This window comes from Phycisphaeraceae bacterium (genome assembly GCA_019636675.1).
Taxonomy (GTDB): domain Bacteria; phylum Planctomycetota; class Phycisphaerae; order Phycisphaerales; family UBA1924; genus JAHBXC01.
Genome location: JAHBXC010000004.1, coordinates 69,300 through 84,659, shown reverse-complemented (window position 1 = coordinate 84,659; position 15,360 = coordinate 69,300). Strand labels below are relative to the sequence as shown.

Below are 15,360 nucleotides of genomic sequence, written 5' to 3'. Positions count from 1 at the left end.
GCCGAACGCGCGATGTCGCGGCGTGAATCCTCGCGAAACAGCCGGGTTCTCGGACCCGAGTCGTCTCAGGGGAGCCGCTCGACCTCGCCCGGAGCGACCGGACGCCCGAAGCGGTCGAGCAGCTCGCGCGGCGCCCCGATGTCGGCGACCGTGACCTCTCCCAGAAACGCACGCGCTCCGGGCGCGAGGAAGCCCGCTTTGAGACCCGCGAAGGTCACCGTGGCGTCGGCCCGGACCGCGTCGCCCAGCGTCTCCCCGGTGTCGGCGTCGAGCCCGGTGGGGATGTCGGCCGCGACCACGAGCGTCCCCCGGCGCGCTCGCAGGGCGTTCAGCCAGCGCACGGCGTCGAGGAACGGGTCGGCGAGCGTCCGGTCGAGCCCGGTTCCGAGCATCGCGTCGATGACGATCATGGGCTCGCCCGGCGCGTCGACGATCGCATCGAGCGCCCGGGTGGGCCGGGCGTGGATCGCGTGGATCTCGACGGCCGGTGCGCGCAAGCCGCGCAAGACGCGGAGGTTGATCGACGCGTCCGAGTCGGCGTCGCGCGGCTCGCCCAGCGTCGCGACGATGACGGTCCGGCCGGCGTTGCGCAGGCGGCGTGCCGCGGCGAAGCCGTCGCCGCCGTTGTTCCCAGGCCCGGCGAGGATGAGCGCCCGCGCGTCGGCGGGCGCGCCTCGCGCCGTGAGCATTTCATCGCTGACCTGCGCGAGCGTCGCGGCGGCGTTCTCCATCAATGCGACGCCGGGGAGGTCGAGCTCCTCGATCGCGGCGCGGTCGACGGCGCGGACCCCGGCGCGATCGAAGACCGCCAGCGCCGGGGGAGTCCCCGAGGTCGATCGGACTCGCACGCGCAGGGCGTTCGTGGGCACGGGTGACGATATCCCCGCGCACGGGGCGCGCGTCGAGAGCCCGTTGCGCGTACCTTGTGGGCGCATGAGTCTGCTGGTCGACATCGTGGGGGGAGGCCTGTTCGTGCTCGCCGTCGGCTGTGGCGTGTACTGGACGATCGGGCTGGCGCGCATCCTGGGGGGGCTGCGCGGCAACTTTTCCGCTCGCGCGGGCCTCTCGCTGCCGGCCCCGGCGCACGGATCGGGCGAGCCCATGTCTGTGTGCGTCGTTGTGCCCTGCTACAACGAGGCCGCGTCGGTCGCGACCGTCACGCGCTCGCTGCTGGCGCAGGACCACCCGTCGCTGCGCGTGGTGTTCGTGCTCGACCGCTGCACGGACGACACGAGGGGCGTGATCGAGCGCGCCTCGACGACTGAAGCCGGAGAGATCGACCCGAGGGTCGAGATCCTCGAGGTGCGCGAGTGCCCGAGCGACTGGGCCGGGAAGGTGCACGCGCTGCATTCGGGGGTCACGCGTTCGCGCAGCGCGCGCGACGCGGACATGATCCTGTTCATCGACGCCGACACCGAGCTCGACCCGCGATGTGTGCGCGCGTGCGCCGCGATCCTCCAGGAGCGCGGGCTCGACCTGCTCAGTCTGTGGAGCACCCTGAGCACCGAGAAGTGGTTCGAGCGCGTCGTCCAGCCGATGACCACGCTCGAGCTGATCCGCCAGTACCCGCTCCAGTCGGCGAACCGCGAGGTGCGTCCTCGCGCGATGGCGAACGGGCAGTTCATGCTGTTCCGCGCGCCGGCGTACCACGGGTTCGGTGGCGTCGAGTCGGTGCGCGAGAGCGTGCTGGAGGATGTCGCGATCGCTCGCCGCATGAAGCGACTGGGCATGCGCGCCGGGGTGCTTCTGGCCGAGGGCCTGCTGCTGTGCAGGATGTACGACTCGTACCGCGCCTATCGCAACGGGTGGAAGCGGATCTTCATCGAGTCCTCGTCGCGCCGCTCGCCGCGGCTGCGCGCGTACGCGATGCGCAAGGCGATGGCGCACCTCCTGCTGCCCGGCGCCGCGATCGCGATGCTGGCGTTTGGGTGCATGGAAACCTTCGACGCGCGGACCGAGACCGGGAGCGTGCTCATGCTGTTCGGCGGCGTCTACGGGGTCGTGCCCTACCTCATCTGCCTGGCGATCCTGTACAGGTCGCAGGGCTTGCTCCGCTATCTTCCCGCGGCGCCGGCCGGCAACATTCTCACGATCCTGATTCTCTTCGAAGCGGCGCGCGACCTGCGCGCCGGCAAGCCGGTCCGATGGGGCGGGCGCGAGTACGAACTCGTGGATCGGGGCTCCAAGCGCGACGAGCGCCGGAGAAACAGGGCCGGCGCGCACGGGGCGTCCAAGGCGACGGTTTAGGCGTCGTCGGCGGCGGTGAAGACCTTGCCGCTGTCGGGGTCCATCATCGCCCAGCCGAGCTCGCGCCGCAGACGCGCGAGCACGGGCCACGCGACGTCCGACTCGTTGATCGCGACGAGGAACTGCTTGACCTCGTCGCGGTCGTCGCCGGTCATCGGGAACTGCGCGATGAACCCCGGGCCGAACGCGAGCGATCGCGTTTCTTCCGATCCGTCGGGCGAGGTATTGAAGCGCGAGAGCGTGCGCACGAGGTCGCGCTGCGTCCCGAGCGGCTTGCCCTTGGCGGTCGCCGGGTCGGACATCACCACGAGTTGACGGATCTTGGCCAAGGGGCGCTCCTGGGGGGATAGCGTGATTCTAGAGGCCGGAGAGCGGGTCTCGCTCGTCCTCGTCGGGGCCGGAGGCGGGTGGTGCGTGTGTGCGCGACGCGTTCGCGATCGTCGACGCGTCGAGCGCGCTGCGCTCGACGAGCCGCTCGACGCGCTCGGGGGTCATCCAGGGCAGGGCTTCGATCTTCTCTCGCAGGCGCGCCGGGAAGGGCTTGCCAGACATCTCATGGGGCGGGCGGGCCTTCCAGTGCCGGTGCATCCAGAGGTGCTGCGAGGGGTTCGCGCGGATCATGCCCTCGATCGCGGCGCGATACCGCGCGCTGATGTAGAAAGTCGGGTCGGGCTGGCCCTCCCAGTGCTCGGGGAGGATGATGTCCGAGACGTGGATCTTGTAGCGGAATGTCTGGTCGCGGATCCGCTCCGGCGGGTCGAGGCCCTCTTTGCCCAGGCGGATCGCCTGGCCGCAGACGATCGGGGCGTGGTAGCGCTGGGCGAGGAGCGCAATCGACTTGTAGGTCGACGCGAGCCGGTCGAAGAAGGGCACGAACACGCCGCGCCCCCCTGCGTTCTGATCGGCGACGAAGCCGATGAGCTCGCCCCGATCGAGGACGACGGGGAGTTCGCGCGACGCGCCGAACTTGTCGATGAGGAACAGGCCGCGGTTTCCCCGGACCTCGCGGGCCCAGCGGTCGGCGGCGCGCAGGTCGAGGGGTCTGTACAGCGCGTGGACGCGGAAGCCGAGCAGGCCCATCGCGTAGCCCAGGATCTCCCAGTTGCCGCAGTGCCCGGTGATGAGAAGACAGGGGGGCCTGTCGAGCAGCACGCGCAGGGCGTCGCGCACGTTCTCGAGCTCGATGTAGTGCGCCCAGTGCTCCGGCGTGATGCGCGAGGGGGTGGCGATGGCTTCGGCCGCGAGCGAGGCGAGGTGCCGGTACGCGTCGATGCCGGCGTTGTAGACGCGCTGCTCGTCCCAGTCGGGGAAGCACCAGCGCAGGTTGTCGAGCGCCCGCTCCAGTTTCGACCGGTTGAAGGGCATGCGCGCGAACCCGCTGGCGAAGGCGCGCATGAAGGCCATGTTCGACGAGACCGGGCACGCGCCCAGCAGCCCGACGCCTGCGCGCAGCGCGGCGTAGATGGCCGCGTCCTTCGCGTTCCAGTCCGATTCCCAGGGTTGGGTGCTCGAGGCGTTCACGACGCGGACGCGGCCCTCGCGATCAGCGACGCGAGTAGAGCCCGGTCAGCGTGTAGAGGCGGTTCTTGTTCAGGATCGGGATGCCGGTCGTCTGCGCGACGTTGAACAGGCGGTCGTACTCGCGGCTGGCGCGCTCGAGACGGGCGTATTCCTGCACGACGGCGTAGGGGGCGTCGATCGGGGGCTGCGGCGGGACGGCGGGGCGCTCGCCCAGCACGAGGAAGTCCGTGTCGCCCACGATGTCGTCCTGGATCTTCCCGCCCCAGTTGCGGATGATCGCGCGGATGTTCTCGCCCTCCTGCTGCGTCGCGACGCCGTCGCCGTCGGTGTCGAACGCGCCGAACACGACGAAGCTGTAGGACTTGCGCGGGTCGTAGGCGGCGTTGGCGATCACGTCGCCGCTGATCACGGGGTTGCCGCGGTTCTGCCGGATCAGGCGGAGCACCGACGAGTTGTCGGAGACGCGGATGACCTCGCCGGTCGCCTTGCCGCGCGGGTAATTCCCGTCGGCGTCGGGGCGGATCGCGCTGGCGTTGTCGTAGACCTCGAAGGTCATGCCCAGCACGAGACGGTCGCGGGTGGTGAGGTCGATGAACGCCTCGTTGGTCGAGGGGTTGACGCTGACGATGCGGCCGTCGACGAGCGAGGCCTCGTTCTGGGGCCGGAGCAGCTCGCTGCTGCGCTGGGCGCGCAGGCTGTCGATCTGGCCCTGACGGATGAGGTTCTCCTCGCGCAGGCGCTCGATCTGGTCGCTGAGCAGCGCGACGCGATCGGACGCGTCGCGACGGATCTCGTCAACGCGCTCGTTGTTGGCCGCGATCGTCTGCGTCATGCTGCCGCGATAGCTCTCGACCTCGGCCTTGTACTGGCCCAGCTCGGCGTTGGCGGCGGCGAGGGACTGCTCGAACTGCTGCTGCGCCAGGCGACGGGCCTCGACCTCGTTGGTCAGATCGGCCTGGGCTCGCTCGGCGGCGGCGCGGGCCTGGTCGCGCTCGCGCGTCATGGCCTGGAGCTGGTTCTGGACATTGCCCAGGATCGTGAGCACCGGGGTGGACTGGGCCCCCTCGATGCCCGACAGCCGCTGGTTGAGCTGCTCGATCGTGGAGCGCTCCGAGCCGGTGATGCGGCGCATCGCCTGGGCGTTCTGATCGGCGAGCATGCCCACGAGCGTGGTCCGCTTCGACTGGGCTTCGCGCAGCATCGCCTCGTACTGGGCGCGCTGGTCGGCCGAGATCACGAACTGCTGGTCGGTCCTGGCCGCCGCCAGCTCGTTCGTCAGGCGGTTGGTCTTCGCGAAGAACACCACGCTGCTGACGAACAGACCGACGGTCGCGACCGCCAGGAGCCCGACGAACACGAGCGTTCCGGTGTTGGCAGATGTCTTCGAGGCCATGCGTTGGCGTGTCCTTCAGGAGCGGGGCAGGGGAGAGCAGGCGGTGACAGCCCTTCGGACGCGAGCCCGGGGCGATCGGGGGGATGAGTGATCCCGGAGCGCACCGGTACGCCTCGCGGCGACGGGGGGTTGCAGAACGACGCTCCGGGGTCGCCCGGGCGGTCGGTCCGCCTCGTGACAGCCCCGGAGGGTTGCGGAGTGTCCCGGCGAAGCGCGGGGCAGTCAACCCGCACGCGCCCCGACACCGGGAAAACTCCGCGACAGGCGTCAGCGGCGAGGAGAGTGGCGCTCGACCCATCCGTCGCGCATCACGACGTACAGGTCGCCGTCGACCGGCTGGGTCATCAGGAGCGTGTGCACGCCGCTGAGGGGGACCTTCTCGATGGTTTCGCCCCGGTCCTGGTCGAGGACATACGCCGTCGCGCCATCCCACACGATCAGGCGACCGGCACGCACGCCCAGCACCGTGCCCCGGGCTTCCGCGTTTCTCCACAGGACGGCGCCCGAGCCGGCGGCGTAGGCGGTGATGCCCTCGTTGGGCACGTGCACATACAGGCGACCGTTGACGAAGCTGGGCTGGTCCACGATCGGGTAGGGGGTTCGGACGCGCCAGAGCTGGCGACCGCCCTCGGGGCTGAAGGCGTAGACCGACTGGTCCGTGCCGGCGATGAAGAGCGTCCCGTCGCCGGCGACAGGGTTGTTCGCGAGCCCACTGAAGATCCGGGTGATGCCGGTGGACGAGCCGTTGGCTGGGTTGACGAAGACCACCTCGCCCCGCTGGCTGACCGCGGCGACCGTGTCGCCCACGATCACGGGCCGGGCGGTGATCGCGCCGTCGAGCTGGTAGCCCCACAGCTTGAAACTCGACGCGAGGTTGTGCCCCAGCAGCTGCCCGGCCGACCCGCCGAAGCAGGCGATGTTCCCGGCAAGGGTGGGCCCGGAGTTCGCGACGACGGCCAGCCGGTGGCGCTCGAGGATCTCACCGGTCCGGATGTCGAGGACGAACAACTCGTTGTCCGACGAGCTGAACAGGCGGTCGCCCTGGCGCGCGTTGCCGATGAACCTCGAACTGGGGTTGTCGACCTCGGCCGCCCAGATGCTCCGCCCGGTGGCGGCGTCCATGACGGTCATCGTGTTCCCGGTGTCCTGGAAAACCACGCGGTCGCCGAAGACATCCACGAACATCGGGGTCTGGCGCCGGGAGACCACCGGCAGCCCCTTCCACTCGATCCGGTAGCCGAGGCGCTCATAGGGCCCCAGCTCGCGCGCCGGGACGCCCGCGCCGCTCAGCACGCTGTCAGACTCCCGATCGCGAGGCGAGGACGCGCAGCCCGTCGCGAGGATCGACGCGCCGAGGCCGGCGCACGCGCCCGTCGTCAGGAGAACGCTGCGAAGCCGGTCGGCAAAGGGGCGGCGGAGGGGCATCTTCGTTTCCATATCGGTGTTCGAGCGAAACGGGCGTGGCTGGCCGTGCTGGGGCTTTCCGGGGGATGGTCGGGTGTGCCGGTTCGCAGAAGGTCGTCGTCGGGTTGCGGAGTATCGAGCCGGGCGCGCAGGGGGTCAAGCCGGGCGCCGCCCCGGGGGGCGAAGTGTTCGCCCTGCGGAACGACGCGATCTCGCGCCCGGCGCGTCGCCGGGGCCTTTTGCCCCCGCGCCTTGTGCCGCGTGCCCTCCCCGAGCCGATAGAACACGCACGCCATGTTGCGCTCTGGTCATGTCATCGCGATCGCCACGCTGTGCCTGCTCTGCCTGGGCGCCGTGATGGTCAAATCGGCCGAGATGTCGGTCCGATCCGACGCCGCCGTCACTTTCGCGTCGGTGGTGACCAGCACCTCGGCGATCCACATGCTGGTGGCGCTCGCGTGCATGACGGTCTGCGCGCTGCTGCCCATCGAGCGCCTCCTGCCGATCGGCGCGATGGGCTCGCCCATCGGGGCGCCGGTCCACCGGATCACCGTGCTGGCCACCGTTGCGCTGGTGGGCATGCTCCTGCTGGTCTATATCCCGGGCCTGGGTCGCGAGGTCAACGGCGCCCATCGCTGGGTGCGCGTCCCGGTCTTCGGCAGCGCCCAGCCCTCCGAGTTCGCCAAGTGGGGGCTCGTCCTCCTCCTCGCGGTGCACCTGGCCTGGCAGGGCGAGCGCATCCGGCGCTTCCCCCGTCTACTCGTGGCGCTGATCCCCATCGGGCTCCTCGCCGGGCTCGTCATCAAGGAAGACATGGGCACCGGCGTGCTGATGCTCGCCGTCGCAGGCTTGATGGTCGTCGCGGCGGGCGCGCGCATCTGGCATCTTGCGCTCTTCGTCCCCTTCGCGCTCGCCGGCCTTGGCGTCGCGCTGATCACCAGCCCCTATCGCGTGACGCGCCTGCTGACCTTCCTCGACCCCTACGCCGACCCGCAGGGGACCGGCTACCACATGATCCAGTCGATGGTCACCGTCGCCGGGGGCGAGGGCTTCGGGCGAGGGCTGGGATTCGGGCTTCAGAAATTCGGCTACCTGCCCGAGCAGCGCACCGACTTCCTCTTCGCCGTGATCTGCGAGGAACTTGGCGTCGTGGGCGCCGCCCTCGTGCTGTCGCTCTACCTGATGCTGCTGTGGAGCGGGCTGTCGATCCTGCGCCGCCTCCCGCGCCGCACAGCCGAGGGCGCCGCGGCCAGACTGCTCGCACTCGGCGTGCTGCTGACGATCTGCCTGCAGGCCGCGATCAATGTCGCCGTTGTGACCGGCGTCGCGCCCACGAAGGGCATCGCGCTGCCCCTGCTCTCGGCAGGCGGCACCGGATGGATCCTCACCGCGTCGTGCCTGGGGCTGCTCATCGCGCTCGACCGGCGCATGACCTTCGACACTGCCGAGCCGATCCTGTTCACCGCAGAAGGGGGGCAAAGCCAGCAGGGAGTTGGCAGCAGGGAGCAGGAGACGAGCGAGCCGGAGCCGCCCCTGATCACCATCCATCGCGCCGACGCGCGCGCCCGTCGGGTCGCGTCGTGAGCGATCGCATCGTGGTGTTCGCCGGAGGTGGCACTGGCGGCCACCTCTACCCGGCCCTCGCGATCGCCGAGCGTCTGCCGCCAGAATGGCACACCCTCTTCCTCTGCTCGGCGCGCCCGATCGACCAGCAGATTCTCAGCAGGGCCGAGGTCGCATTCACGGCGCTCCCGGCCACCCCGCCGACGCGCAAGGCCCCGCTCGCCTTCGCGAGGAACTTCCGCGCTTCGTTCCGGATGACGCGCGAGCAGCTCCGAATCCGCGCGAAGCACGGGAAGGTGTCCATGGTCGCGATGGGGGGGTTCGTCTGCCCGCCCGCGGTGCTCGCAGCCCGCGCGCTGCGCGTCCCCGTGACGCTCGTGAACCTCGACGCCGAGCCGGGCAAGGCCAACCGCTTCGTGGACCGATTCGCGCAGCGAGTCTTCACCGCCGCCGACGGCCCGCGCGTGCCGCGGGGCTGGCAGCGCGTCGGCCCGCTGCTGCGCCGATCGATCCTCGTCGGCGCGTCGCGCGCCGACTCGCGCCGTGCGCTCGGGCTCGATGCGAACCTGCGCACCCTTTTCGTCTCGGGCGGCTCGCAGGGCGCCGGCACGGTCAACGACGCGATGCGCGCCCTCGTCGAGCGCGACGCGGCGCTGTTCGAGGGCTGGCAGGTCTATCACCAGGCCGGGCCATCAAAGGATGGCGGCGACGAGCACCTGCGCGCACTCCGCGACGCGTACACGAGCGCGAAGGTCCGCGCGCTCGTCGTGCCGTTCTGCGACGAGATGGGCCACGCGTGGAACGCCGCGGATCTCGCCGTCTGCCGCAGCGGCGCCGGGACAGTCGCCGAGGTCCTCGGCACAGCGACGCCGGCCGTGTTCCTGCCGTACCCGTACCACGCCGACGAGCACCAGAAAAAGAACGCGCAGTCCCTCGTCGAGGCCGGCGGCGCCGTGACCCTGACGGATCACGTCGACGCGATGAAGAACCTCCCTGCGCTGCGCGACACGCTCGGCTCGCTCATGCTCGATCCGTCCAGACGCGACGCGATGCGCGACGCCCTGATGGCGCTCGCGCCCACCGACGGCGCCTCGACCGTCGCCGCAAATCTCGCGGAGTGAAGAGATTCACCGCGGAGGTCGCAGAGGTCGCGGAGGGGGAGAAAGAGTGGGGGTGGCGTGGTGCACGCGCAGCGGGCGCCACGGCGGGTGGACATTCCCGAGGGGGAGACGATCACAATCAGCTCGCATCACACTCGCTTCGCTCGTGTGATGGCACCGTTTTGTTGTGGAAATTCACTGATCGTGGCGCCCGCTGCGCGTGCACCACGCCACCCTCTTGCCCATTGCCTATTGCCTACTCCCCCAGTTTTTCAGCCAATGCACCACCTGCTTGCCGACCGCGTCCATCTCGAGGTTCACGCGGTCGCCCTCGCGCAGGGCGTGCAGCGTGGTCTTCTCGAGCGTGGTGGGGATGAGCGCCACCTCGACATGCGCCGGCGTCAGCGCCGCGATCGTCAAGGACACGCCGTCGATGCAGATCGAGCCCTTGGGCGCCGTGAACTCCATCAGGTCGGGGGGTGGCTCGACGCGCACGCGCCAGTCGGTCGGGTCGTCGTTGACCATCGTGACCGTCGCCACGCCGTCGACATGGCCCTGCACGATGTGCCCGCCCAGCAGGTCGTTCGGGCGGCACGCGCGCTCGAGGTTCACGCCGCTGCCGGTGCGCAGTGCGCCGAGTTTCGTCTTCGCGAGCGTCTCGGCGACGACATCGAACGCGAGCGCCGCGTTGCCCTTCGGCCCCGGGTGTTCTGCGAGGGTCAGGCACACGCCGCTGACGCTGATGGATTCGCCGAGTTCGGGCGCGTGATCCCAGCGGTGCGCGTCGACGACGAGGCGGACGCCGAACGGACGCTCTTCAATCGACGCGATCTGGCCGACCGCCTGGACGAGTCCTGTAAACATGCCTGAGAGTAGGCCGCAAGAGAGAGATTCACCGCAGAGGTCGCAGAGGACGCGGAGGGGAAGAAGAAGAAAGAGTGGAGGGGGTGGCGCGCCGCGCGGCGCACGCATCCTCCTGCTCCCCGCTCCCTATTCCCTACTCCCTCCCTTGTGCCTCGTGCCCCATGCCCCGTGCCTTCTTAGTGCCTGAAGTGGCGGACCCCTGTCGTCATGCAGGTCACGCCGCGCTCGGCGCAGAGCGAGAAGGTCTCGTCGTCGCGTTTGCTGCCGCCGGGGTGGACGAGCATGGTCACGCCGGCGTCGATGAGGATTTGGGGTCCGTCCTTGAAGGGGAAGAACGCGTCGGAGCTCGCGATGGCGCCCTGCGCCAGGTCGCCGGCCTTCTCGACGGCGAGGCGGCACGAGGTCATGCGGTCCATCTGCCCGGCGCCGGCGCCGAACAAACGCACGAGGCGCGGGCGGTCGATCTCCACGCCGCCGATCGCCACCGCGTTGCTCATCAGGTGCTTGCAGATCGTCCACACCACGCCCGCCTGAAGGAGGCGCTCGGCAGTGGGCTCGGGGCCGGCGGCGTGCGTCCACTGCTCGGGGCTCGCCAGCCGGCTGTCGCGGTCCTGCACCAGCATCCCGCCCGGGATCGAGCGCATGTCGAGCTTGCGCGCCGACGACCCGGCGCGCTCGCCGGTCGCCAGCAGGCGCACATTGGCCCACTTGTCGCGCAGCAGCGAGAGCGCGCCCTCGTCGAACTCCGCGGCGACGATCACCTCCAGGAACACCGCCTCCTGCACGAGGAAGCGCGCGGCGTCCTCGTCCATCGCGCGGTTGAGGGCCAGGATGCCGCCGTACGCAGCGACCGGGTCGCCCTTGAGCGCGACCTCGACCGCGTCGCGCGCCGTGCTGGCGACGCCCGCGCCGCAGGGGTTCTTGTGCTTGATGATCGACGCGCCGATGCGCGTGTCGTCGAGCCGGCGCAGGTCCTTGACGAGTTCGAGCGCGGCGCTGGCGTCGGCGATGTTGTTGTACGAGAGCTGCTTGCCGTGGAGCTGGCGCGCGTTGACGATGGTTGGCCCGGTGCTGGAGGGATCGCGGTAGAGCGACGCGTCCTGGTGGGGGTTCTCGCCGTAGCGCAGGTCTTCGACCTTGGTGAAAGCCATGCGCAGCGCGTCGGGGAAGCCCCCGGGCGCGCGCCGACCGAGGAACGCGGCGATCGCGGCGTCGTACTCCGCGGTGCGCGCGAAGACCGCCGCCGCGAGTTCCGCCCGGGTGTTCAGCGTGGTTGCGCCGTCGTTCGCGTCGAGTTCGCTGATGATCCGGTCGTAGTGGCGCGGGTTGGGGACGACCGTCACATACTGGAAGTTCTTGGCGGCGGAGCGCAGCATGCTCGGCCCGCCGATGTCGATGTTCTCGATCGCGTCGTGCTGGCTGACCTTCGGGTCGCTGACGACGCGCTCGAAGGGGTAGAGGTTCACGCACACGAGGTCGATGGGCGCGATGGCGTGCTCGGCCATCGCCTTGGCGTGGGCCGGGTCTTCGCGGACCGCCAGGAGGGCGCCGTGGACCTTGGGGTGCAGGGTCTTGACGCGCCCGTCCATGATCTCGGGGAAGCCGGTGACCTTGTCGATGGGCACGACCGCGATGCCGGCTTCGGCGAGGGCGCGGGCGGTCCCCCCGGTCGAGATGATCTCCACCCCCCGGGCCGCGAGGGCCTTGGCGAAGGGGATGAGATCGGTCTTGTCGGAGACCGAGACGAGCGCGCGGCGGATGGGGACAAGGTCTGGCATGGCGCGTTCAAGATAGGCCCCCGGGAGGGGAGATTCACCGCCGGGCGCCCGGGGGTCGGGAGAAAGACGGGGCGGGGTGGCGTGGTGCACGCGCAGCGGGCGCCACGGCGGGTGGAGACTCCCGAGGGGGCGACGATCACATCCAGACCGCATCACACTCGCTGCGCTCGTGTGATGGCACCGCCGTGTTGTGGAAATTCACTGTTCGTGGCGCCCGCTGCGCGTGCACCACGCCACCCCCATCCACTGATTCTCCCCCTTCCGCGGTGAACCCTTTACTCTTCCACCACGCGTCCGTCGGCGAGGCGGACGATCCGGTCGGCGCGGGCCGCGACCTGCTCGTCGTGCGTCACCATGACGATGGTCTGGTTCAGGTCGGAGCGGAGGCCCGTGATCGCGTCGAGGATGGAATCGCCCGTGACGCGGTCGAGGTTGCCGGTGGGCTCGTCGGCGAGGAGCACCTTCGGGTCGTTGACGAGGGCGCGGGCGATCGCGACGCGCTGGCGCTCGCCGCCCGAGAGTTCAACGGGGCGGTGGGAGAGGCGGTCCTTGAGCCCGAACGCGTCGAGCAGCGTCTTGGCGCGGGCGCGGGCCTGGCCGAGGTCGGCGCGTGCGGCCATCGCGGCGACGAGCACGTTGTCGAGCACCGAGAGCTCGGGCAGCAGGTGGTAGAACTGGAAGACGAAACCGACCTCGCGCGCGCGGAAGCGGTCGAGCGCCCGCCGCGAGAGCGACGCGAGCGAGCGGTTCTCGAACACGACATCGCCCTTGCCCTTGTCGGGCCGGTCGAGCCCGCCCAGCAGGTGGAGCATGGTGGACTTGCCCGAGCCGGACGCGCCCAGAACAGCGACCCACTCGCCGCGCGCGACCTCGAGCGTCGCGCCGTGGAGCACGGGCACATCGACCCTGCCCAGGCGATAGGTCTTGTGGACATCGCGCGCCGCGATGAGGGTTTCGGTCGCGCGGGCGTGCGCTGCGCCGGGTTGTGCGGCGGTGGTCGTCACTCGAACCTCAGCGCGCGAACGGGGTCCATGTTGGCGGCCTTGAGCGCCGGCGCGAGCGCGCCCAGCACGCTCGCGATCACGCCGCTGACGAGCACGATGACGACCTTCTCGGGATTGAGTTCGCTCGGGATCTTCGGGAAGTGGTAGATCGCAGGGTCCCAGACCTGGACGCCGAACGCGTTGCCCAGGAAATCGTGGATGGGGTTGATGTTGAGCACGATGACGGCGGCGATGACGCCCCCCAGGATCGAGCCGACGACGCCGATCATCGCGCCGTAGAGCAGGAACAGCCCGGCGACGCCGCCCCGGCTGGCGCCGATGGCGCGCAGCACGCCGATGTCCTTGGTTTTCTCGCTGACGATCGACCAGAAGATCGCGAAGACGAGGAACACCGCGGTGAGCGAGATGAACCCGAAGAGCGTGAGGACGAGGGTGATCTCTTTGCGGACCGCCGCGATGAAAGTCGCGATGCCGGGGCGCTCGTCCCAGGTCTTGATGCTCAGGTTGCGCGGGACCTGGCCGGCGCGTCGATCGGCGAACGCGTCGTAGATCCGCTGGGCGGCGAGGCGCGCGTCGACGGCGCTCACCCCGGGCGCCGCCTTGATCATCACGCTCGTCACGCGAGGCGGGTCGCTCCCGACCACGCGCGGCGGGGCGATCGCGCCCCACGGCTCGTCCGGCGCCGCCTCCACGCGCGACGCCCTGCCCATGCGCAGCATCTCCTGCAGCGCGTCGAGGCGCACGAGCACCGTGTTCGCGTCGATCTCGTACAGCCCGCTCTGGAACTGGTTCACGACCGGGAAGGACCGCGCCTGCACATCGATCGCCGCCCCGCTCTGGCTGATCGGCAGCACGCTGATCGTCACGGAATCCCCGCCCATGCGCAGCCACATCTGCTCGTAGAACAGCCCGTCGGGGTTCCAGCGATTGACGCCCGCGACGTGGATGCCCAGGACGACCGCAGGCACGGGTTCGTTGGTGCGCGGGTCGACGGTCGTCATCGCCAGCGCGTCGCGCTCGAGCTGCGGGTTCACCCACAGGCGCGGGTCGTCGCCTTCCTTGTCCTTGGGGCCGGGCTGGTCGAGGGGCTTCCAGTAGATCGCGCCCGCGTAGCCGGTCACCGCGTCGTAGGTCTGCGCGTCGATGCCGATCATCTTGACCAGATGGGTCAGATCGTCGCGGGGGGTCGCCATGAGCGCCGGCGCTTCGAGGATGGGCGTGGCCGCCAGGATCGCCGGGTCGTTCACCAGGTCTTCGATCAGCTCCTCGTAGTACGCGAAGCCGGTGACCGAGCCCCCGATAGTGACATCGCCGAACAGCGTGCCACCCGAGCGCAGCAGCATCGCCAGAAACCCGCCCATGACCGACCACACGATCAGCACCATCGCGGTGCACAGCGCCACCGCGAGCACCGCCAGCAGCGGCATCACCTTGCTCGTCAGATAGCGGCGTGTGAGAAGTGTCTGGTACATGGGGGCGTGCGCGGATGGTAGCGTGAGGAAGGCAGCGGGGAGCAGGCAGCAGGGAGCAGCGGGAATCGGAATCCGGCTGCTCCCTGTTGCCCGCTCCCTCCTCCCTATTCCACGACTCCCAGCCGGATGTTCGTGATCCCGGCGCGGGCGGCGGCGTCGTGGATCAGGACGACGTCCTGGTAGGGCACGCCCGGCGCCGGCGCGACCACGACGATCACCGTCGCGTCGAACCCGGCGCGCACGATCGCGTCCAGCCGCTCGGCGACGGCGTCGATGCCCACATTCGCGAGCCCCATCCCGTTCACGACGGTGCGACCGCCCGGGCCCGTGGTCATCCTCAGCACGGCGCGCGTGGCCTGCGTCGCCGGCGCGCGCCGGGAGGGTGATTCGGACGCGCTGGCCGACTCCGAGGGACTCGACGAGTCCGGAGGGGGCGTCCCGGTCCCGAGGAACTGCTCCGCCGCCGCCAGACCCATCGCGCCCATGAAGAAGATCAGGATCACGAGGACCACATCGACCATCGGGGTCATGTTGGGGCCGAAGGCGCCCCGCCTGCGATAGCGACGACGACGGGCGCTCACTGGGCGGACTCCGTCACCAGACGCAGGCGTGAGACGCCGGCCATCGAGACGGCCCGGACCGCCGGCTCCACAGCGCCGTAGCTTAGTTCTCGCGACGCGCGCAGCTGCACGATGACCTCGGGGTCGCGCGCGCGCATCTGTTCGACCATGCGACGGATGCCCGCCTCGTCGACGTCGCGGTTGTGCACGCGATAGATCGCGCGACCTGTGCCGTCGTCGCGGGGGACAGCGTTGATCGTGAACACGTCGGCGCCGGCGGTCGGCTCGCCCGCGACGCTGAGGGGCAGCGGCAGCGTCTCGTAGTCATCGCCGATGAACGAGCCGACCATCAGATAGAAGATGATGAGCACCATCACGATGTCGATGAGCGGGACGACGTTGACGTGCCCGCCCTCGGAATGCCCGCGATGTCGTCGGCGACGCCTGGCCACTC

14 protein-coding genes are annotated in these 15,360 nt (G+C 70.1%); 3 read left to right on the top strand and 11 right to left on the bottom strand.

The window, feature by feature from the left end; all coding sequences use genetic code 11:
- Positions 1 to 65: 65 nt before the first annotated feature.
- Positions 66 to 869 carry an NAD(P)H-hydrate epimerase gene (locus KF684_12435; GenBank protein ID MBX3353732.1) on the bottom strand — a complete coding sequence of 268 codons (804 nt, stop codon included), beginning with the start codon at positions 867 to 869 and terminating at the stop codon, positions 66 to 68.
- Between the two features lie 64 nt (positions 870 to 933).
- On the opposite strand from KF684_12435, the gene KF684_12430 reads away from it, so the two are divergent.
- Complete coding sequence (locus KF684_12430) at positions 934 to 2,247, top strand: glycosyltransferase (GenBank protein ID MBX3353731.1); 1,314 nt, start codon at positions 934 to 936, stop codon at positions 2,245 to 2,247.
- On the opposite strand, the gene KF684_12425 is transcribed toward KF684_12430, so the two are convergent.
- The 4 genes from KF684_12425 to KF684_12410 all read right to left on the bottom strand — a co-directional run bounded on the left by KF684_12425 (position 2,244) and on the right by KF684_12410 (position 6,586).
- Entirely contained in the window at positions 2,244 to 2,576 is a 333-nt protein-coding gene (locus KF684_12425; GenBank protein ID MBX3353730.1) for a hypothetical protein, read from the bottom strand. The genes KF684_12430 and KF684_12425 overlap by 4 nt on opposite strands.
- A gap of 28 nt (positions 2,577 to 2,604) precedes the next feature.
- Positions 2,605 to 3,768 carry a lysophospholipid acyltransferase family protein gene (locus tag KF684_12420; GenBank protein ID MBX3353729.1) on the bottom strand — a complete coding sequence of 388 codons (1,164 nt, stop codon included), beginning with the start codon at positions 3,766 to 3,768 and terminating at the stop codon, positions 2,605 to 2,607.
- A 22-nt stretch (positions 3,769 to 3,790) separates the two neighbouring features.
- Positions 3,791 to 5,161 carry a hypothetical protein gene (locus tag KF684_12415; GenBank protein MBX3353728.1) on the bottom strand — a complete coding sequence of 457 codons (1,371 nt, stop codon included), beginning with the start codon at positions 5,159 to 5,161 and terminating at the stop codon, positions 3,791 to 3,793.
- A gap of 267 nt (positions 5,162 to 5,428) precedes the next feature.
- Entirely contained in the window at positions 5,429 to 6,586 is a 1,158-nt protein-coding gene (locus KF684_12410; protein ID MBX3353727.1) for a PQQ-binding-like beta-propeller repeat protein, read from the bottom strand.
- A gap of 273 nt (positions 6,587 to 6,859) precedes the next feature.
- Between KF684_12410 and KF684_12405 the strand changes: the two genes are divergently transcribed.
- Positions 6,860 to 8,149 (top strand): FtsW/RodA/SpoVE family cell cycle protein, encoded by a 1,290-nt coding sequence (locus KF684_12405; protein MBX3353726.1) that lies wholly within the window; start codon positions 6,860 to 6,862, stop codon positions 8,147 to 8,149.
- Positions 8,146 to 9,249, top strand: a complete 1,104-nt coding sequence (locus KF684_12400; protein ID MBX3353725.1) for a UDP-N-acetylglucosamine--N-acetylmuramyl-(pentapeptide) pyrophosphoryl-undecaprenol N-acetylglucosamine transferase — start codon at positions 8,146 to 8,148, stop codon at positions 9,247 to 9,249. The genes KF684_12405 and KF684_12400 overlap by 4 nt, the downstream gene beginning before the upstream one ends.
- A gap of 228 nt (positions 9,250 to 9,477) precedes the next feature.
- Here KF684_12400 and KF684_12395 read toward each other — a convergent pair whose 3' ends face one another.
- The 6 genes from KF684_12395 to KF684_12370 form a co-directional block, all read right to left on the bottom strand.
- On the bottom strand, positions 9,478 to 10,092 hold the full coding sequence (locus KF684_12395) for a riboflavin synthase (protein ID MBX3353724.1): 615 nt from the start codon (positions 10,090 to 10,092) through the stop codon (positions 9,478 to 9,480).
- Positions 10,093 to 10,268: 176 nt separating this feature from the next.
- Positions 10,269 to 11,870 carry a bifunctional phosphoribosylaminoimidazolecarboxamide formyltransferase/IMP cyclohydrolase gene (gene purH, locus KF684_12390; protein ID MBX3353723.1) on the bottom strand — a complete coding sequence of 534 codons (1,602 nt, stop codon included), beginning with the start codon at positions 11,868 to 11,870 and terminating at the stop codon, positions 10,269 to 10,271.
- Positions 11,871 to 12,145: 275 nt separating this feature from the next.
- Positions 12,146 to 12,874, bottom strand: a complete 729-nt coding sequence (locus KF684_12385) for an ABC transporter ATP-binding protein (GenBank protein MBX3353722.1) — start codon at positions 12,872 to 12,874, stop codon at positions 12,146 to 12,148.
- Positions 12,871 to 14,346, bottom strand: a complete 1,476-nt coding sequence (locus KF684_12380) for an FtsX-like permease family protein (protein MBX3353721.1) — start codon at positions 14,344 to 14,346, stop codon at positions 12,871 to 12,873. Before KF684_12380 ends, KF684_12385 begins: the two co-directional genes overlap by 4 nt.
- Positions 14,347 to 14,450: 104 nt before the next feature.
- Complete coding sequence (locus KF684_12375; GenBank protein ID MBX3353720.1) at positions 14,451 to 14,927, bottom strand: biopolymer transporter ExbD; 477 nt, start codon at positions 14,925 to 14,927, stop codon at positions 14,451 to 14,453.
- Positions 14,924 to 15,358, bottom strand: coding sequence for a biopolymer transporter ExbD (locus tag KF684_12370; GenBank protein MBX3353719.1), 435 nt, complete (start codon positions 15,356 to 15,358; stop codon positions 14,924 to 14,926). The genes KF684_12375 and KF684_12370 overlap by 4 nt, the downstream gene beginning before the upstream one ends.
- Positions 15,359 to 15,360 lie beyond the last annotated feature (2 nt).

What these genes read in the sequence shown, in the direction of transcription:
- purH (MBX3353723.1), bottom strand. Translation starts at nt 11,870, where the DNA reads ATGCCAGACCTTGTCCCCATCCGCCGCGCGCTCGTCTCGGTCTCCGAC.
- KF684_12405 (MBX3353726.1), top strand. Translation starts at nt 6,860, where the DNA reads ATGTTGCGCTCTGGTCATGTCATCGCGATCGCCACGCTGTGCCTGCTC.
- KF684_12415 (MBX3353728.1), bottom strand. Translation starts at nt 5,161, where the DNA reads ATGGCCTCGAAGACATCTGCCAACACCGGAACGCTCGTGTTCGTCGGG.
- KF684_12395 (MBX3353724.1), bottom strand. Translation starts at nt 10,092, where the DNA reads ATGTTTACAGGACTCGTCCAGGCGGTCGGCCAGATCGCGTCGATTGAA.
- KF684_12430 (MBX3353731.1), top strand. Translation starts at nt 934, where the DNA reads ATGAGTCTGCTGGTCGACATCGTGGGGGGAGGCCTGTTCGTGCTCGCC.
- KF684_12380 (MBX3353721.1), bottom strand. Translation starts at nt 14,346, where the DNA reads ATGTACCAGACACTTCTCACACGCCGCTATCTGACGAGCAAGGTGATG.
- KF684_12410 (MBX3353727.1), bottom strand. Translation starts at nt 6,586, where the DNA reads ATGCCCCTCCGCCGCCCCTTTGCCGACCGGCTTCGCAGCGTTCTCCTG.